The sequence below is a fragment of the Flindersiella endophytica genome, assembly GCF_054779015.1.
Map to the genome: position 1 here is coordinate 74724 of NZ_BAAGYY010000031.1, position 19569 is coordinate 94292.

Consider the following 19569-nt stretch of genomic DNA (forward strand, 5'->3'; position numbering starts at 1 on the left):
GCGAAGCCTGGGCCCAACGCCTCATCGACCGCGGAGGTAGTCGGACCGATCGTTGTCCGCGCCACCGCAAGCAGCATCGCCAAGTCATCCAGAGTATGGCCGTCGCCTACATCGATCTCCAGACGATCGGTGAAGTCTCCGACCGCTCCAATCCAACTGGGCCCCTTGGTGGGCTCGGCGAGCTGCCTGAGACGCACCGACCTGTCAGCCAAGCGGTTGACCTCGCGCCGTACCAGTTCGGGATGACGGACAACGACATCCTGGAGATCCTGAATCTTCTCCAGAGCAAGCGTGTCCTAATCCTCAAGGCCGGAACGGGGACCGGGAAGTCGACGTTCGCTCCATTCCGTCTCCTAAACCCGCCGAACGATGCAGCGATCAGGCTGGCTGATTACGGGCCCATCATCGTTACTGAGCCTCGAGTACAGGCGACGATTGGTGTCGCTCGTTTCGTGGGGGAGAAACTCGTTCGCGGTTGCCAGTGGCGAGAGTGCTCCGTACACGGAGCGTTCGAGGATGAGCATCCAGACACAATCGAGGCTCGGTGCATTATATCTGACTGCGCTCGTCATATCGGTCCCGGGTTTCCTGTTGGCTACCAGGTCAAAGGCGACAAGAACCATGACGACAGTTGCCAACTGATCTATGCTACGGATGGCACCGTGATCAACTGGCTCCGCGAAGGGCGGCTCAGCAAGATCGGGGCTGTTGTCGTCGACGAGGCCCACGAGCGAAGTTCCAACATCGACTTTATCCTCGGCTTTCTCAAACGGGAGCTTGACCGCTATCCACACCTCCGCGTGATCATCACATCCGCGACTTTTGACGTCAACTTCTACGTCGACTACTTTGGCGGACCAGAGAGGGTTGCTTGGAAGGACGTGCCTTCGGTCAAGTCATTCGGATACGGTGCACCGCTATTCCCAATTGGCAATGACGAACCGCTGCCGTGTAGCTGTGCGGATCCTTCCGAACACGGGGATCTGACGTTCAACGACTGGCTGACGATTCACTGGCCTGTGCGCCCCGGTCCGCTCCTTGACGACGGATATCAGGAGGACCTGTGGGACACAACACGACAACTCCATGAACTGCGGTTCGACAAGACCCTCCCGCTCGACGACTGGCGGCACAACATGCCCGATGCCGTCGCACAATTCGTGATCAACCTCGTCCAAGAGCTGGATCGACGCCAGATCTATGGGGACATCCTCGCCTTCTTGGCTACCGAGAAGACGATCACACCGGTGGTCGACCGGATCAGGAAGGCCCTAGCGCCAGAGCAGACGGATGTGTACCCGCTTCTCGCAACAGCCGAAGCCTCGGTGAAGGAGGCTGCCCTGGCTGCTCGTGGTCGCGACGAACGACGGAAGGTTGTGGTCTCGACCAACATCGCCGAGACGTCGGTCACGGTCCAGGGCGTGCGATTTGTCGTAGACAGCGGGTTGATCTGCCAGGAGGAGTGGAATCCGACCCTCGCGACCGGAGACTTTCCCACGAAGCCCCACAGCCAGTCCGGCCTGCAACAGCGTTGGGGCCGCGTCGGGCGGGACGCACCAGGCTGGGTGTTCCCGCTGTACTCTAAGGCGCAATTTGCCAGCCTTCCGCGAGAGACTCCCCCAGGCTCGACGCGGGCGAACCTGGAACAACTCGTCATGAAGGCCAAGGCCGGCGGCGTCGACGACCCGCTGAAGTTTCCTTGGCCCGCCGCGCACATCGTCCCAGACGTGGAGCTCGACGAGAGCGCCGAGCATGCCATCCAGACGTTCCAAGCCGAGATCGTACGATCCATCCGCGCCGCTCGCTCCAATGGAGTCCTCGACGCCGATGGCGACCTCACGCCATACGGCAAGGAGCTGGAGCGCTTCAGCGGGCTTGGGTCAGCGGCCTTCGCGGTCGCGGTCATGTACGCGGACCAACTCGCTTGCCTTCCCGAGATCGTCACGGCCCTGGCGCTGCTGGAGAACACACGGCTAGTCGGGGCACCGAAGGCCTCCACACGATACCTACTGCCAGAAAGCTTCCGCTGGCCGACAGAATGGCGCGTTCGTGCGCATCTGGCCCACCGCGCCCTCTCAGAAGGTTGCCGGGACGATCTCGATCTTGCTCTCCGGATCGCAAGCGCATGGGAGCGCGCCGACCCTGACCGCCTCCCGTGGCAGGACTCCGACAGACGTCGAGAGTGGGCGGCCAACTGGTGGATCGACCATGAGCTGATCCGTCGTGCTGTCAGCCACCGGCGCGATGTACTGAGCCTGCTCTCACCCCGCATGAAGCAGGAGGCCAAGCGCCAACTGGAACCGCGGTTGTTCATGCGTACGCGAGCGGTGTTGTCTCACGCTCTCCAAAGCCTTCAGTACCAGCTGGAAGATGACGGCAGCTATCGACCCACTGCCGATCCCACCCAATCGCCTGTATTGATTGAACCGAGCTCCCGGCTTTCGGGTCGGCAGGCTGGGCGCGTCGTCGCGCTTCGCCGCCGCCTTGATCGCGACGGCATTGGACTGATCGGAAACCTCATCGAGGTTCTGCCCTGGGCGGTCGACACCCTCGATCCGATCGAGCTGGTTCGGCAATGCGCGTTGCACTGCGCCCCGCGGAGTCTGAGCCCGGAATCTATCGATCCACTCGCCGACTACCTGGCCGTGTGGCCAACCGGTGCCCGCTTCCTCGCCGCTTTCGATGAAGACTCTGATGGGCTGCGCTTGACTGGCGTCCGTGACTATAGAGCGCCGTACGGCTATACCCAAGCGGCAGCAGCCGCAGCCGACGAGTCCGAGGAGGACGGCGGCGAAGACGACACCGATGATCTTGGGGTCGAGGGACGCGATCAGCTCGATAGCCTCGTAGCGGAGAGCGATGTCGCGGCCGATGAGGCCGCAGAAATCGACGTTAGGTGGCCGGGCGGCACCGATGCACCGGAGGAGGACGAGGAGGTCGTAGAGCGTCTCACCGTCCTGGATCCAGAAGACCCGGAGACCGGCCTCGAGGAGAACGACGATGATGAGCTTGCCGCCCTCGCAGGGCTTGCGTCGCCCGTCGACATCATGGCGACCTGGCGCGAGAGGGCGACTGGCACGAGGTTCGGCCAACCCCAGGTCATCGTCGACCACGCACCAGACGGTGAATCATGGTTCGTCTGCACCGGCTACCAGGTCGGCGACGGCGCCCGGGTAGCAGTTGTCCTGGAGCCTGACTGGCTAGCACCGGATATCACGGGCGATCCATCGCTTCACCCTGATCTTGAGATAGGGACCACCGTCCAGGTCATCGTCGGGCCGACCGTCAGCGACGGGCAGGCACGCTTCCGGGTCTTCTACCGGGAAGACCGCCGCGGCCGATTCCTCGTACCGGAGCAGTCCAACCCACGACGAGGCGAGGCGCCAGTCGCGCTCGACCCACGGGACAGTCAGCTCATCGCAAACCTCGTCGAGGGGGCAAAGCTCTCTGCCGTCGTAGTTCCTGGCCCAGCGAACACCAGAACGATCTCGCTGCTTCCCACGCTCTCGAAGCACGTCGACAACGCAGCACGCAGCCAACTCGTACCTCCTGGCCGGCCCGGCGGGAGCCGGGCTTCCTTCTGGCCCGCCGTCGTCACCGACGAACCAGCGGAGGGTCGGTGGGCCCGTGTCGAACTGATCCACAAAGATGAGTCCGTAGGCTTCCGGCACGCGTTCGGGATCCCTCCCTTTGCCACGGTGAGTGACGACGTACTGCTTTCGGCTGGAACCGAGGTCATGGTCCAGCTGGTCTCCGACCGGCGGCCGGCTTTGAGCGGGCGGCCTACCCGCCTCGCCGAGGTTGCCCTCAAACACGATCACCATGTCGTCCTGAGGAACGAGGATGGCACGAAGCCGCTCGAGTTGCGTGCGCGACGGCCGCTGTCGTATGACGTTGTTCGCTCGCTGCTCGCTGGCACGACGGGAGCCGACTGGTCCAGACGAGTCTGGAACTTCTATCTCGCGAGCCATCAGCGCCAGGTCCGGGCTGTTCTACCCGGCCAGCCGCCCGCCTCGCCACCGCCCGCGCCAACCGCTGCCTACGAGCAGTTTCGATCCGGGATGCTGGTCAACGGCAAGATCGGGTCCGTCGGTCAGAACGGCCTGACGATTCTTCTGGCAGACGGCGTCACCGGCTTCGCCGGCGGCGCTGGCGTGCCGCCTGGACACATCTACGGCGAGGGTGAGCCTGTCGTTGCACGGGTTCACGAGGTCGATCCATCGCGTCGTCGGCTGATGCTTGACCTGCGTGTATACATCGTTGAAGCCACAATCCCGCCATACTGGCGCGCCGCATTCAAGAGCAACCAGTCCCGCATCGAACAGATCGTGCACGCGGAAGTACAGGTCAACTCCACCGAAGCCAGTGCTCGCTTCTTCGATCGTCCAACTGCTGACAACGCTGTGAGGGCCCTGACACTGATCTTGAACAGTCCGGCCGCTCGAATCTCAGTGCTGCCGGACAAAAAGGGAATGGTTATCGGGACTGGCGGCCAACGCATTAAGCGACTGCAGCAGCTGACAGGGATATGGGATCTTCGGTTCGACGGAAGCTCCGCGGATCTTGTAGTCATCGCCGAAATGCCAGAGACTGTGCGGGAAGTCGTCTCACAGGTCGCACTCGCATGCACGACCGTTGAAGCCACGATGCAGATTCCGTACCCCGCGGCGAACCGCGTCCTGCTCGGCAAGGGTGGTGAAACGATCAGGCGGTTGATCAAACAGTCTGGCTGCACAGGTGCCGCCAAGGGCGACCATTCCTGGCAGTTGCGAGCCCGGACGCTGGCGGCCGTCGAGCGGTTTGTCGAGCTCGCCGAGCAACTCGTGTCCGGCTGCGCGCTCACCGAGGTTCTCGTTGACCAGCCGAAGGTAGTAGACCTTGCGACAAACCTCCCGGTCGCTGACTGGGAGACGCATCATTTTCACACACAGAACCGTGATGCTTGTGTGCTTAAGAATGGTTGACCTAATTACGGCCGTTTCAACTGACGGGCACGTAGTCGTCCAGAAAGACTCTCTTGTTGGGGCGCAGGTGTCTTGCCTTCTCGGCCACATCGTCGAGTTGCACCGGTGGTCAAGTCTGCCGGCTACGACCGCGTCACAGAAATGATGCACTATCTGGGCCGCGATACCGGCGGTACTCGTCCTGTGGCAGTTGCGCGGGATTGAGGTGCCCAGACTCCTCACGTCCGAGGCGGGGTTCAGCAAGGTCCCTGTCTTCGGCCGCCTCATCCTCCGGGCTCCAAGACGGCAGCCATGGAGAACCCACGTTGCCTTGCTCCCACTCCGCTCGGCAACCCCTTACGGCTGACGCATCATCGCCCACGTCGTCTTGTGACAGGTCGGCGCCGCTGTCTGTATCTTGCCGCCTTGACCGCTCTGGGCTGAGCACGTCCTCGACGAGCTCGCTAGCCCCCGCGGCCACCTTCGCTGTGCTCGTCGACCTGCCGCAGGATCGGTGGCAGCGGGCACCTATCGATGACGGCCACATAAAGCGCGTTGGGTTCCGTGGTCTTGAGCAGGAGCCGGCTTGCGCCGAAGGCGCCGGCATGGCGGACGGCGTTGCTGACCAGCTCGGAGAGCATCAACTGGGCGTGATCGGCTTTGTCAGTCAGCTGCCAGACGGTGAGAAGACTGGTCAGCCGACGGCGGGCCAGGCTGGGTGCCCGGGCATGTGACGGAAGCTCGATGGCGGCTTCCAGACCGGTGCGCGGCGGCGCCAAGACACCTTGGCTCAACGTCATCAACCCCTATAGCCGACTTGCGAGGTTCGCCGGATACCCGCTACGAGCCGGGTCATGCACTCAATCAGTGCCTGTCCGGAGGCGAACTCAAGCTGCAAGGGCGGCAAGGTCCCGTCGCTGCCCACGCTGTTTGACCAGCCCTGGCGTAACTTAGAGACGCGGCGACGTGACAGACGCGTCTCGATGTGGCATCTTGGTGCCGCTTCACTTGCGTACTGGGGCGCAAGCTTGCATGGCCGGGGAGGGTCATGGACGGTGACAACGGCGAGGAGCTCAACGGCGCGGGGGCGGGTAGGTCCCGAAGGCACCGCAAGACTTCCGGACTTACGCAGCGACTGCGGTGGTGGTTCAGTCCTCGGCGACTACGAGGGAGGGGTCAAACTTCGACACTGCAGGCAGAAGCGGCCCAGAGTGCCGTATCCGGCGAATCAGGTAAGTCCACTAAGCCCGAACCAATCACCAGTAATCGGTCAGGTCCTGAACAAAAGAGCCCGCCCCCGAAGATCTGGAATATCGATCGTCGATTGGCCTTCTTTAGCGGCGTGGTGATACCGCTCCTTATAGCAGCTGCAATTCTAGGTTTCGACATCTACAAGGACAATAGAGATAGATCCCAACCAAGCCCAAGCCCCGAACCTTCACGTTTCGACACCCCGCCGCCGAGCGCCAGTGTCACGCCGACGAATACCACCGTTGCGCCATCATTTACTCCAACGTCTACTCCGACTCCAGCGTCCACTCCGACTCCAATGCCTACTCCGACTCCGGTCAACCTTCCTTCATACCTATGTGGCCATAAGAAGCAGCCCTCCACTCAGCAAGGGGAGCGCCTCGGCGTGGAGATTCAGGTCACTGCCTGCACCGTGACGCCGAGGCCGGACCACAGACTAGTATTTAACATGAGCGGATCGATAAAAGGTGCGCCGCTAAGTGGCGAAGCGTTCCGGATGCTCAGGACAGATAACCCTCTTACGAAAGACTCAACGGACGCCAAGAATCCGGGAGTGAAGAACTTCTTCTTTTGGCGCGACGACAAGTTCGACCTGGAGCCCAACGGGCAATGGCGTGTTGACCAGGTCATAATTGGCTACGCCGAGTACTGTGGCATAGCTCCGAGGTTCTTCCTGGTGAGTATGCCCCAAGCCCTCGAAGACGACCTAGCTGAAAAGCTCGTCGCCGATCCTAGGCTGGACGATGACGGATTCACGGCAGATGAAGTCGCTGGCGCGACTCGACTGGACTGGTTCGAGATACCGACGCGTCGCGACTGCTGAGGCGGTCGACAACGTAGGGCGGCTAGAGGTCAACCGATGGGATGGAGCAGCCTCCAATAGGCACGAGCACCTGCCTCGTGCGAATATTCCGTCTGCCACAATCGCCTCCCTCCTCGCCGCTCGAGCGGCGTACATGGCTCGACAGTTGGGATCTGCCAGCGACTCATACCCGGCTTCAGCCTTGGTCTGATGTCTAGATTTTCGAGGTTCATTACTTCTATAAGAATACTTTTGGTCCTTCACCATTGGTGCGCGCCCGATCTAGCTCCACGCCTGAGACGCCGGACCGCACTCCCTCCATCCACCAAGTCCACAACGAGGGCTCGATGAACAATGCCCCTACGCTGCGCGCTGACCACAGTTTGTGGCATCTTATGGCCAGGCGGTTACAGAGTCGAACGCAAGCAGAGTGATCCGGGAGAAGCCATGGGCAAGGAAGGCTCGGAGGGTACTTCTCGCAATTGGCGCCATATAGCGTGGAAAAGTCGAAATGTCCGAACCGCGTTGAAGAGGGCGCGTTCGTGGCTGACTAGCCTACTTGCCATTGGTCATCAAAAAGTAGGTCAGAGTGAATCTGCGCCATCCCTTACCCCCGAGCCTTCACTCTCAGTACACACGTCTCGAAGAAGAGAGCGCGTGGCACGATGGGTAAAAAGAAATGCTCCTCATCCAAAGCGACAGCACTTCGCACGGGCAGGCCTCGTTGCCATCGTGATGATCTATATAATGACAGTGCTTGTCGCAGGGCTGCTGGGCCATCGCAACATGGCGTCCCTGGCACCTCCGGACCCGCCGGCGCACAGACCAATCATCTATGCGTGGCTTCGAGTGGACAGCGTGGACCTCAGCAGCGGTACGGTAACAGGGCTGCTTCGTCTGGCCGCGCACATCGACCAAGTTGACTCACTGGCACGTTCGAAAGCGACGTTTGACCTCGCGTTCAGCACCACTCCAACTCCTACGAGAATGCATATTGTAGTCGCCAAACTTGTGACACAACGACCGGAACCCGAACGCCAGGTCGATTCTTTCATCTCCCTTTACGAGCGAACAGTAACAGTTTCGATCCGCGGGACCGCACGTTCGTATCCGATGGATCGCTATGTACTCGGATGGGGGCTGCGGTTAACGGGAGTAGAGAAGGTCGATACGGGCCACGAGGGCGTCGACATCGACCTGTGGACCTCATGCAATTATAATGTGCTCGAAGAGTACGACTTCGAGCACCATATTGGGCTGACCCGGAAGATGGGGGATCAGGCCTTTGTCTGGGCCCTGTCGCTTGCGCCGCTGTTGCTTTTGATTCCAGTTATCAGCCGGCACGCGCTCTCGAACCATGGAGCCCTATCTCTTGAACTGGCAGTAGCACTATTTTCTATACTGCCGCTCCGGCAAGTACTCGTACCGTCCTCCATCACAATCCCCACCCTGGTTGACGTGGTCCTTGGCGTCGAGCTGGCCGCATTTTTGGCCATTGCCGCGGTAGGTTACCTCCTGAGCGACCGCGGGAGCAAGGATAAGGAACGCCTCCCGTAAGCCTACGCGACAATCGCTGCCTGGCCGGTTCGCAGGGTTGAGGCACCCAGCCTCCTTACGTCCGAGGTGGGTTCAGCAAAGGTCCCCATCGTCCGCCCCTCACGCTCCAGGCTCGTACCCACGACGGTAGCCATTAAGAGCCAATTCGCCTTACTCCCACTCCGCTCGGCGATCCCGACCACATCGCGAACCGACACCGCCCCGCCCTCATGACATACGCCAGGCGTAGTCAGAGCCCGAGAAACTACGTGCCGCATCGTTCTGGTCCGAACCCGCAACATCTACGTCCGAGCGGCGTATCGTCATCCTCAGCCGGACATGCAGTGGTCCGAAGATCTCAGCCCCTGATTCAGCACTGGAGTCCGGCGAGGGCCAGCCTCAGACAACCCCCTTGGTCGAGGCTGGCCCGCCCTGCGGTAGCTCGAGTCCGACATCCGCAGCGAACTCAACACCGGCGTAACCAGGCAAGAAGCTCGTCGTCTTGGTATCGACGCATCCATCATGGGGCCATGCGTCGGCAGGGCCAGGTCAGCCATTCCCGCTCGGCAGGACGGGCCCTGCCACTCATCTCGTGCCGCAATGAACCGAGCTGCACGCGGCCCGGCACGACGATCGGACTTATCACCGAGCCGACCCCGGCGAGCCAGATCAGCGCCCGCGCAACACCTCGGTGCCGTACAGGCTCAGCTGTGCTTGTCCGTAGCCTCCGGCGACGACGAGACCCTCACTGACCAGCAGCGTCATCCGCTCCCGTAGCACAGGAGCGAAGTGGCCGCCCTGGGCCGGCCGCGGGTAGGCCGTCAGCCGATCGCCGTCCGGCGTATCGAGCGCCACACCGCCGTTCGCCACCAGCGCGAGCAGCACCAGGTCGAGTGCGGTGGGCGCGAAGGTCATGGTGCCAGCATGTGCGGCCAGGAGCAGCCATGGACTGGCAGTTGGTCATCCGGTGGCGGTCCGAAGGTCCCAAGGCCGCCAGCAGGACGACGCCGGCGGGGTTGCGCCGCGTCGAGCAGGGCGCGAGAACGGGCTACCAGGCCAGACGTCCGCCTAAGCCGGGGGCGACTGCTGGCGACACAGGCATCTCTACTGCGTCAAACTTTCTGGCATGGTCCCAAGCAGGAGCGTCCGAAAGGGGGTGAAGAGTCCGCAGACCAACGGGGTGGTCGAGCGGTTCTTCGGCACGTTGAAGTACGAGTATCTGTACCGGTGCGATCCCCGATGGCGACGTGCTCGCGGTCGAAACGAACCTGTTCCGCCAGCTCTACAACACCATCCGGCCGCACCAGACCCTCGGCGACGCACACCCCCGGTATGCCTACCTCGAGCCCGGCCCATGACCCAGGTCCAGCCCTGGACGGCATGAGCGTGCCGCAGAACGTTGGAGGGGTCTGCGCGGCACGCTCAGACAAGGCCCGGTCGAGCCGGACCCCTGTGCTGGAAGAGGACTGGGGCGTGCCCTCCAGCATTCAGTGCCACCAACGCCATACCCGCCACCTGACCGCCCTAACACAGCGCGACCAATCCTGGCCAACCCGACGCCGGCCCCCTCACCGGTTCCGGTGCGTCAACTCCCAAATCTCGGCCAGCTTCGGGACACGACGCGGCAGGTCGGCCAACGCGGCCGCCGCTGCCTCAACGCCTGCTTCGGCGCGCTGGCGAAGATCATCCACATACGCCTTGCCCGGCAGGATCACCCTCCAGCAATGGAGACCGCGGATCGTCCTCTCTTGCCTCTTGGCCAGGGCGATCAGCCGAGTCCAACGTCTCGCGCGCCATCGCACGAGGTTACCCGCGAGCCCGCCGATCTCACCGGGCAACGCAGGAAACCCTGCCAAGCCGGTTCGTCGCGGCTCCAGACCCCCTGGAGGACGGTACTTCAACACAAAGGCGCAGGTCAGCAAGCTGGAGTCGCTCCTGCGGAAGCAGGCGGGACCGTCTACCATCTCGCCGAGCGGTTCGGGATCAACCGGCGGACGGTCGGCAAGATCCTCGGCCGTCATGGGGTCGACATACGTCGACGTGCCCTGACACCCGAACAGGTAGACGAAGTGGTGCAGCTTTACGAGGCCGGCTGGACACTCGCCCGCATCGGGGAGCACGTCAACGTGAACCCGACCACTGTATGGAAGCGGCTCCGCGAGCGAGGCGTGAACATGCGGCAACCGGCACGCTCGTCCTGATCACGAGACAAGCACGCCGATCGTTGTCTGGAGGAGGCCGCGTCGGTTCGCCGATGACGTGCCCAGATGCGAGCGACGTCGACAACGACTCAGGACGCCAGATCAACTATTGTAGTCGCGGGTCGCCCCAAACAGGCATGGCGTTCGTGCCGTAACGTGTCTCGTCGGGGTTCCATTTGACGAGTTCCATAGTTAATACAAGATGACTTCCGGTAGGTAGATCGGCGTGGATCGGGCAGGCCGAATAGTACTTGCAGGTCTTGCTCGCAACTGTAGCGCCGTCGATGGCCACAGAGAACTTGACAATCGCATCGATGTCAACATTCGAGCCCGGCAGAAGCCCTACAGTTGCATCAAATGAATGATATTGACTTCCACCAAGGTCATAGGAATACTCATCCTTTCTCATCTCCTCCTGAATGTGTAGTCCTTCTTCCAGGGATTTGCTTCCGTATCGAAGCGCGTGAGCATACAGGATGCCTCGTAGCGAGATTGGGTCTGGCGTAGCCATGACGGATTCTTCGGGAAGGTCGGCAAGATAAGTGACATTGGGCTGTGAAGTGGCTGTATCTGAAGGTACGGCTGGCGTGGAACGATCTGGCGTATCCCCCGGCGAAGGCGACGGGAGGTTCGTTGGCGTGACCGTCACCGTGACGGTGGGGCCAGGCAGCGGCGGCTTGTTGTCGTCAACCCCAATGCCGCCGAAGAGATAGGGAACGACGGCGACTCCGACCGTTGCGATAGCGCTCACCGTTGTCCCCGCCACCCCGATCAGTGCCCCACCAACTGTTCCCATAACTCCTATGACAGCGATGCGAACACCCTCGGGCTGGCTCTTCAGCCACGCACGAAACCCCATCGTCCCTCCCCTGAGTGTGGCGAGTCGCAGGCTAGCACGCACCGGTTGCTGCGAACCACGGGCGCTTACAATAGGCGTGTTGGTTCCGTAATGCTCTGATCATCGAATCACCTGCAGCAGTGGACCAACGTTCCACGCGGCGACCACGCATCAGTTATGGTCGTCCGAGGGAATCGGAAAGCCGTACTGATCGGAGATCAGCCGCAGCGCCGCAGGACAGGCAGACCAGATGCTCTCACGACCGCTTGCGTCCCGGATCTTCACCGAGGCGTAGGGCGCTTCCGGGCACCGCTGGCTATGCCGACGCTCACCGTGCCAGGTACATACGCCGCCAGCGCCGACCGCTCCGGTGTGGAGCTCCGGGTTGTACGGCTTGCACCAGACGACCTCGGACATTGATAGATCCCCCTCGACGACAAGGCTTGCCGCAGTCACTGCTTCACCTACCAGGCGTCCGGCAGCCCGAGTGGTTACATGGTGCGTTTCAACAGAGCCTGGTCTGGAGCCAGACGCAGCTGTGGTTCCGATCATGTCAGCCTGCGCAAGGCCCTTGTGCCGAAGTTCCTTGCGCCGACTGACTGGCCATCGATCACGGACGCGGCTCGGGTGGCTCACGGTAAGCCCGTACGACCGTCGCGACACCGCCTGTGTCGCATCCGTCGCGCGACTTCAGAATGATCGGTGCGGGATCGGGTGGAATCTTTGCGCGTGAGCCGTCACGTTCGATCGCGGTGAACTGGAAGTCCAGGGTGTGCGTGTCCGTCACGTTGCCGAACAGGTCACGTACTTCGAACGTGCAATTCACCCCGAATAGTGTGGTTTGGGTAAGTATCGGAAGCATGTCTCGTACTGTGCCGTCGAGGCGCCACTCGAAGGGGAGGCGATACGGCCCGGATGCTGGTTTCAGCAGCCAGACGTGCGGCCACGGGTCGCCGTTGCTGTCGGTAAACTTTCCGCTTGTTCGTCCGGCGTTGGTAATGAGCACTGCGTTCGGACCGAAGTTATAGAGCTCAATCATCACCCGGACAGTGAGCTTGATCGTGTCGAGATCGTCGCCTTCGATGTATTGCGGCAGTTGACGTATCGGAGGCCCATCGGCGTTCCGAAAGAAACGATGAACTGCCCGATCGGGAATGGATATCGAGACCTGCGGGGAGGATACGTCGTATCGAGCGTAGACGCTCTCCAGAAAGGAACGGTGAGCTACCTCGCGCGTCTCCTCGGCGTGCTGCGCCTGCCTAGCGGCCTCCTGGCGCTGCTGCTCTAGCGCGGCCCGGCTCTGCTCCAGTTCGTCGCGCTGCATCGACACCTGGCTGGTCAGGGCGCGGACTTGCCGGCGGCCCAGGAGCATGAGCTCAAACGTCAAGGCCGTGTAACCGACGGCCGCCATCGCAGTCAATGCCAAAGACAGTGCCTCCGGCCGACCCCGCAGAGGGTTGTAGGCCAGCCAGAAGGCTGCCGCGGTAACCAGGGCTTCGACGAGCCAGCGGGGCACATCCCGCAGCGTGAACCGTTGCTTCACCCCGGCAGTGTCCCACCGCAGGTGTGAGCGACGTTGGCGACGCGCCGTCATGGTTAGTTCAACCTACTGGTCACTGAGGAGAACACCCGCATGCGGAGCGCTACGGCGTACGTGACAAGGCGAAGTGCGGCGAAGCCTTTGTCGGCTTGGATAAGTCCCTTTGACTCGCCAGCGGGTTCCGGCGACCGTGACCTGGCTGGTGCGGCCGATCTCGGTGATGGCTTGACGCAGGAAGTAGGCGTGTTCACTCGTGGCCGGATTACGGCGGATTCAGCAGCCACCGGGCGGACTGCGGAACCGGGTCCCCGGATGGGTGGGGCGGAGTGGACCCGGAATCGGGGTTGTGCTCGTCTTACGCGAGACCGGCAATCAGAAGAAGGACAGCCAGGCAGTCCGCGCCATGACGCGGCGGGCCGCGCACGGTCATCAATGGATACGCACCGGACTGTCGGACGTCTTACAGCACAGGCGAATCAGCCGAGGTCACGAATCACGGCTGTAACTCTAGCTGCGACGACAGGTTGATTGGTCAACCGGCTATCGGGTGCCCTCGTGTAACCGACAGCTATGGCTGACGACAAGTGGTCATTACCGAAGCTGATCGATGGAGGCAAAGGGCTGATGAAGGATGAACGGTTTTGACTGGGCAAGGACTGGAAGTTTGAGATTGGTGGTGGCGGATTCGCCATGGTCTGTGAGCTGAACGGCGATGATGCCGTAGTCAGGCCTGCGCCGAAGGCACCGGGTGCGGATCGATTACTGGGACCGGCCGGCACAGCGCGCACCGTTCCATCGGGAACGGCCGAGGCAATGTATCGAGCGCGGTGATGAAGGGTTCTGGCTGAGCGGAGGGGAACGATGCGAGCCATCCACGAGCAGTACACAAGAGAGCTATATAAGAAGTGGCACTATTTTGCCACCTGGGCGCCTAATCTCCGGCTCGCGTTGGGAGACGTGGGTGTCCTGCGGGGGTTCCGCTTCGACCGTTGGACCTCTTTGGCCGACCTCGGTGTGGACTTCGCGACCCGCGCTCCTGGCGAGCCGGCAGATTACAGCCACTCCTCCGCCGGACAGGTCGACGTCTCGCTGGATGGCGACGTGGGCGCGCCCGCGCTTGCGGGTGGCGGCGCGCAACTGAAACTCACAGTCTCCTTCAAGAGCGCACAGGCGACCTACTTCCATGCCGTCCGCTGCACTTCCGAGGATGTCAGTGACTTGCCGTCGCTGGAGAGAGCGCTGGTCGAGCTGCGCCGGGCAGGGACATGGCGCCAGGAGTACGTCGTGGTGACCCAACTGGTGCGTACCGGCCCCGCGATCATCCTGGTCTCGGATCGGGCCGGTGCGCGGGCGCAGGTACAGGTCAAGGCCGATTATGCACCCGTACCGGTTGCGCTGGGCGCCGCATCGGCTGCCTTGACCGCGTCCACCGCTTCAGGCATGGCGACCAGTGTGATCTCCCCGGATGGCGGTGTGACGCCGTTGTTCCGCGTCGCGAAACTGCGTAGGTCCCTCGGCGGTAGGCGGGGGCTCATTGTCCGGGGAGGGAGAAAGGCAAGGTGGCGTCTGGGATCTGCATCCTGGGAGGACTTTGCCGAGGAGGCCTGAGAGGCAGTGTGGCCGCTGTGTCAGCCGACATTTCACTACAGCCATAGGGATTTCCCGTGCTTCAGACCGTGCGGTCTCTCGATGACAACGCGCGTCGCCTGCTGAGCATCGTTGATCACATGCCGGTACAGGTAGCGGAGCGTGACCGCATCGTGGCGGCACTTGAGCTGGCAGCCGCCAACGAGTGGACCCGGGTCGCTGTGGTTCTCACAAGCGAGCAGGTGCGAGGGCTGAGCCAGCCGGCGCTTTGTTTCACTCCGGACGACCTCGCGCACGTTCTGGAGGTCGCCGCCACCGTCGCACGCGTCTACGGCTTCGAGCATGTCGGAGTTGGGCATATTGCGGTGGCTCTGGCAGCCACCAGCCGCCGGTCCGGAACGGCCATCAACGCGATGGCCGACGCTTTCGGACTAGGCACCCTTGAGAGTTCCGGGGACATCGTAAGCCAGCACCTGGTGTGGCTGGAGGAATCCGGCAGCGAGCCGCAGACATCCTCCGCTGAGAACGAGCTCATTTATGGGCCCACCCCGAGGGCTCAACACTGGCATCGCGCGGCCACACTCATCCACCTCGGTCTGCGTGCGGCAGCATTCATCGCCCTGCTGATCATCGCGGTGCGAAGCGGCGACCCATGGGCGTGGCCGGTGGCCTTCGCAGCCTTGGTCTCGACTCGGGACGCACGGGAATCCCGGCTCCCGCTCGGCGACGAGGTCTCTCCCGCACAGCCTGCAGCCCGCTGGCCGTGGCTGGGCTGCCTGGTGGCGGTCGCCGGCTTCCTGGGGCTCTGGGCTTCAGCATCGGTCATCGTCGTTCTCTACCTCCTGCTGGAGGCGGCATCCTGCGCAGGGGTGCGTATCGCATCGCGCTACCTGTGGATGGAGGGCAGCCCAGGGACGGTCGTGAGCAAGTCCGTCGCCCGCCAGATCTCCGTCGTGGACGGCTACACGGCGCGCCAGCGGTGCCTGCGCCTCGAGGTCATAGCCGTGCTCGGGGTGCTGCCGTCGGCCGCGACGGCCGGGGGCTCGCCGACCTGGCCGCTGTATGTGATGGTTGCGGTTTTCGCCGCCCGCCGGTGGACTCTGTGCGCCGTGATCGCCTCGGCACTTGCGCTTGGCCTGGAAATCGGACCGGCCTGGCTGTTGCTGTCTGCTTGGGCTGGCGGGGCGGCGGCGCGTACCATGATCGCCTGGATCGACAGGCCGCCGACTGCCGCACTGCCGATGGCTGGCCCTGGGATCGGTGCGTTCCTCAGTCGCCGGGGGCGCGCCCACCTCAAGGCCCGTCGCTTGGTGCGCATCGGCCGTCCGGGCGCCGCGCTGATCTCGCTGCAAACGGCCGGTGCCGCAGCGGATCCCACGCTCACTGCACTGCGCGGCTGGGCCCTGCTGCACTCCGGCCACCCTGGCGAGGCCAAGAGCGCGGTCAGCGCCGGGCCGGCGTCTACTGAGGTATGCATGTTGATCACCTTTCTCGCCGAGCTTGACCTGTCCAACGCTGAAGCCGCAGGGCAGGCACTGACGGCGCTTGGAACCATCGAATACGACGACGTTTCGTCCGCGCTGTGGTATGAGTTGCTCGTCGCCCGGGCTCGCCTCACCCTGCTGAGTGAAGGCGGCTCCGAACACCTCACCGACGGGATCGCCCGCGGTGTACCGCGACGGCTGCGGCGCAGGGATCTGCTGCCAGCAGTAAGGTTGCTGCGGCTGGCCTCCGAAGGCGCGCTGTCGTCGTCCCCTGCGCTCTCGTCCATGCTGGCGGGGTTGGGCACGCTCTTGAGTCGGCCCGACCCGGACGCCGGGTCGGCTGGTTTCATCGTGCTGGGTCGGTCGAGGCCGCTAGTGCTGGAGAATCTGCGCTGTATCGTCCGCAGGGCCCTCGCCGAGTTGCGGGCAGGTCGCGCCAACACCGAGACGATCGCCCAGCTCGGCGCTGCGCAGGGCGCTGTCGGTTACCTGATGCGAATGAACCGGCCGGTGGAAGCCGCCGGCGTCCTTAACTCACTGGCTGACGAACTGACCGACACGCCGCAGTACCGGCTCACCGCGATGCTCAGCCGGATCGAGGCCCTCGCAATGCTCAACGCGGTCCGGCACCAGCTGACCGACAGCGGGGACCGGCGGCACTGGTGGGACGTGTTCGGCCGGACGGTCGAGGACGCAATGCGGGAGGCGACAGCGGGACAGGACTGGCAGAGCCTCGCCGAGCTGATCGAGTCAGCGCGGCTGCAACTAGGGCCAGGCAAGGACGGTGTCGCCTCCTCACGGAACGTCGCCCCGTTCATCCGGGTGAGGGGGACATCCTGTTTGGAGCAGGCGCATTGGTACCGGCCAGGCGAGCAGCCGCCTAGTTATGCCCTGGAAGACCTGGCAGACCGCGTGCTGGGATCAGGCACGTGGTGGTGGAGCACCTGGTCGACCGGCACCGAGTTGTTCTGGGCGCTGGTTCCGCCCGACGGACCGGTCAGCGGCGGCGTGCTTCCCATGGGCCGAGGCAGCGTCCTGGGCGACGCCCTGTGCGATCTGCAAGATGCACTGCGGGACTTGTATCCGGACGACAGCGATGAAAATCGGAACGATTACGTGGATGAAGACCTGAACGATCAGGTGGGGACCAGTCCGCTCATCTACGGTCCGCCCGAAGCGGAGACCGAACTCTCCCGGCGAATGGGGATCCTGCTTCCTACACCCCTGGTCGAGGCGCTGCTGCACACGTCGCAGCCGCTTCGGCTCGCCATCGCCCCCGCAGCCGAACTCGCCAACGTCCCATGGGCGTGCGTCGGCGTCCCCGAACATCCTCAGAGCGATCTGCGTCTGATCGAGCGGTGTGTTCCGGCGATCGCGCCACCGGCTGGCCTGCTCGCCGCGGTCTGCGCCCGCTCGCGGACCGCGACAAGCACACCCCTTACTCTCGCGGTGATCGACCCGGGCAGCGAGCTTGCCGGAGCAACGCGTGAACCGCTGCCCACAGCGCCCCTGCTGCTGGACATCCTGCCTCCGGGCGTCGAGATCATCACCCCGAGCGAGAGCATTTCGGTAGAGGACTTCGCCGCTCGTCTGCGCGCGCTGCGAGCGCTAGCCCCCGAGGCCAGCGCGGTCTTCGCCTGCCACACCGACGAATCAGACGACTCCGCGCCCAGCTGCGGGCTTCTTCTGAGACCGGCCATAGAGGGTGACAGACCGCATACCTCCGCAGAGCTGCTCACCGCCCGCCGGCTCATCGAAGAGCCCACCCGCTTTCCCATGCCCCGCGTAGTCCTGATGCTGGCCTGCGAAAGCGGCGACCTGCGCAACGCAGCTGCGGGCGAGTGGCTGGTCCTAGGACCAGCCATGCTGTGGGCCGGATCCGACCGCTTGATCGTTACCAGTTACCCCATCATCGACGCCATCTGCCGGGAAAACTACGACGTCATCGGCGGGGAAGAAAACTTCGACGTCATCGACCGCCACCTGCTGCGCCTGCTGATCGAACAACAGCCGCTCGCCCAGGGACTGCGTACAGTACAACTGACCCAACTAGCATCGTGGCGCGCCACCCGCCACCAGCCGCCTGACGGGCAAGACACCCCACGAAGCAGTCCCATCCACTGGGCCGGCCACGTAGCCATGGGAGCATTCGCCGACTCCCGTCCTCTACCCCCGCTCCACCCGATCCGCCGACGACTCGTCCACGGCGGCGTGGTCCAACTCCTCGACGCCGCGGCGAAACGCGCCGCGCGGTCAGGACGCTCCCTGGCCATGCGAGACCTGCTCATAGAACTCGCCCTGCACGGTTTCGAGGAAGACCTGCCACGCTGGCGCCGGCTATCCCTGCGGGCGGCGGCGTACCCATACACCCTGTTAACGACCGCCTTCCCGCGACGCCCGAACTCTCCACGTGTGACCGCTGCGGCAATCGGGCCTGACATACAGAGCCTGCTACGTTCTGCATCCCAAGGCGCCCACAATGCGCGGCACCGGGTCGTCAGCATCGAGCATGTTCTCGCGGCAATGCTCGGTGCGCCGGGATCAACGGGCCGAATCGCACGGGTGCTGTTCAGCTGGGACCCCCGCCAGCCGGAAGTAGCCAAGGAGATCCTCGGTGACACGCAGTACGGCTACCAGCAAACCGGCCTGCCGGAGTTGCAGTGCCTTGATCTGGACGGGCTCGCGACAATCTACGCCGCGCTCGACGTGCCGATACCCCTGTCAGAGGATGGCCAGTTGCGGCTGCTGAGCGATGGGTAAGAACGTCGTCGCGACGGCAGCAAGCGATCACTGCGGTATCGATCTTCTTGAGCAACCGCGGGTAGGCCGTCAGCCGATCGCGTCCGGCGCATTGAGCGCCATGCCGCCGTTCACCACCAGTGCGAGCGCACCAGGTCGATGGCGGTGGGCGCGAAGGCCATGATCACAGGATGTCTGCCCCACTGGACGAAGGAGCAGTAGTTAGTCACCGACGCAGTGGTCCGAAGGTCCCAAGGGCCGCTAGCAGTACGACGCCGGCGGGTTGCGCGGCGTCGAGCAGGGCGCAGGAGCGGGTCACGAGGTCATACGTCCGGGCGAGCCGGAGGCGACTGCTGGCGATACAAGCATTAGCGCAGTGCCGAACGTTGGCATCGGCAGGGACGAAGGACTCGCGCACCTGCGGTGGCGTCCGGGCTCGATCCGAGCTCCGCCGGCAGTCACCCTCGTGGCGGGTCCTCAATCCCTTGCACAGGATCCTGGTAGGCGAGACCGAGCATGGGACCGCACAGCTCCGCCCAAACACCGGCTTGGAGCGATCCTGTCGCACACTCACCGAGAGCTCGGAAGGGACGAAGGGGCCACAACGCCCACCGTCCGACAAGAGAGGTAACCGTGAGTCGCGAGCTC

At 63.4% G+C, this 19569-nt stretch carries 11 protein-coding genes; 5 read left to right on the forward strand and 6 right to left on the reverse strand.

Features of this window, described 5'->3' with window-relative positions; genetic code table 11:
• Positions 1 to 95 precede the first annotated feature (95 nt).
• Positions 96 to 4964 (forward strand): DEAD/DEAH box helicase, encoded by a 4869-nt coding sequence (locus tag ACYVF6_RS36035; protein ID WP_460528104.1) that lies wholly within the window; start codon positions 96 to 98, stop codon positions 4962 to 4964.
• A gap of 443 nt (positions 4965 to 5407) precedes the next feature.
• Here the strand turns inward: ACYVF6_RS36035 and ACYVF6_RS36040 are convergent, their stop codons facing one another.
• Positions 5408 to 5722 carry an ATP-binding protein gene (locus tag ACYVF6_RS36040; protein WP_460528106.1) on the reverse strand — a complete coding sequence of 105 codons (315 nt, stop codon included), beginning with the start codon at positions 5720 to 5722 and terminating at the stop codon, positions 5408 to 5410.
• An 857-nt stretch (positions 5723 to 6579) separates the two neighbouring features.
• On the opposite strand from ACYVF6_RS36040, the gene ACYVF6_RS36045 reads away from it, so the two are divergent.
• On the forward strand, positions 6580 to 7017 hold the full coding sequence (locus ACYVF6_RS36045) for a hypothetical protein (protein ID WP_460528108.1): 438 nt from the start codon (positions 6580 to 6582) through the stop codon (positions 7015 to 7017).
• 636 nt (positions 7018 to 7653) lie between these two features.
• The gene (locus ACYVF6_RS36050) at positions 7654 to 8553 is read left to right on the forward strand and encodes a hypothetical protein (RefSeq protein WP_460528110.1); all 900 of its coding nucleotides are present in this window, start codon (positions 7654 to 7656) and stop codon (positions 8551 to 8553) included.
• Positions 8554 to 9201: 648 nt separating this feature from the next.
• On the opposite strand, the gene ACYVF6_RS36055 is transcribed toward ACYVF6_RS36050, so the two are convergent.
• The 5 genes from ACYVF6_RS36055 to ACYVF6_RS36075 all read right to left on the reverse strand — a co-directional run bounded on the left by ACYVF6_RS36055 (position 9202) and on the right by ACYVF6_RS36075 (position 13114).
• The gene (locus tag ACYVF6_RS36055; RefSeq protein ID WP_460528112.1) at positions 9202 to 9447 is read right to left on the reverse strand and encodes a hypothetical protein; all 246 of its coding nucleotides are present in this window, start codon (positions 9445 to 9447) and stop codon (positions 9202 to 9204) included.
• Positions 9448 to 10100: 653 nt separating this feature from the next.
• A complete protein-coding gene (locus ACYVF6_RS36060) occupies positions 10101 to 10652 on the reverse strand; it encodes a hypothetical protein (RefSeq protein ID WP_460528114.1) in 552 nt (183 codons plus the stop codon).
• Positions 10653 to 10839: 187 nt separating this feature from the next.
• Entirely contained in the window at positions 10840 to 11592 is a 753-nt protein-coding gene (locus tag ACYVF6_RS36065; protein WP_460528116.1) for an NPCBM/NEW2 domain-containing protein, read from the reverse strand.
• Positions 11593 to 11742: 150 nt separating this feature from the next.
• A complete protein-coding gene (locus ACYVF6_RS36070) occupies positions 11743 to 11988 on the reverse strand; it encodes a hypothetical protein (protein WP_460528118.1) in 246 nt (81 codons plus the stop codon).
• 193 nt (positions 11989 to 12181) lie between these two features.
• A complete protein-coding gene (locus tag ACYVF6_RS36075) occupies positions 12182 to 13114 on the reverse strand; it encodes a hypothetical protein (RefSeq protein ID WP_460528121.1) in 933 nt (310 codons plus the stop codon).
• Between the two features lie 858 nt (positions 13115 to 13972).
• On the opposite strand from ACYVF6_RS36075, the gene ACYVF6_RS36080 reads away from it, so the two are divergent.
• Both ACYVF6_RS36080 and ACYVF6_RS36085 read left to right on the forward strand, forming a co-directional pair.
• Positions 13973 to 14719 carry a hypothetical protein gene (locus ACYVF6_RS36080; RefSeq protein WP_460528123.1) on the forward strand — a complete coding sequence of 249 codons (747 nt, stop codon included), beginning with the start codon at positions 13973 to 13975 and terminating at the stop codon, positions 14717 to 14719.
• Between the two features lie 56 nt (positions 14720 to 14775).
• Complete coding sequence (locus ACYVF6_RS36085) at positions 14776 to 18942, forward strand: CHAT domain-containing protein (protein WP_460528125.1); 4167 nt, start codon at positions 14776 to 14778, stop codon at positions 18940 to 18942.
• Positions 18943 to 19569 lie beyond the last annotated feature (627 nt).

Bases quoted from the DNA above. Each gene is read 5' to 3' on its own strand.
- ACYVF6_RS36055 (WP_460528112.1), bottom strand. From the start codon at position 9,447: ATGACCTTCGCGCCCACCGCACTCGACCTGGTGCTGCTCGCGCTGGTG.
- ACYVF6_RS36035 (WP_460528104.1), top strand. From the start codon at position 96: ATGGCCGTCGCCTACATCGATCTCCAGACGATCGGTGAAGTCTCCGAC.
- ACYVF6_RS36070 (WP_460528118.1), bottom strand. From the start codon at position 11,988: ATGTCCGAGGTCGTCTGGTGCAAGCCGTACAACCCGGAGCTCCACACC.
- ACYVF6_RS36080 (WP_460528123.1), top strand. From the start codon at position 13,973: ATGCGAGCCATCCACGAGCAGTACACAAGAGAGCTATATAAGAAGTGG.
- ACYVF6_RS36065 (WP_460528116.1), bottom strand. From the start codon at position 11,592: ATGGGGTTTCGTGCGTGGCTGAAGAGCCAGCCCGAGGGTGTTCGCATC.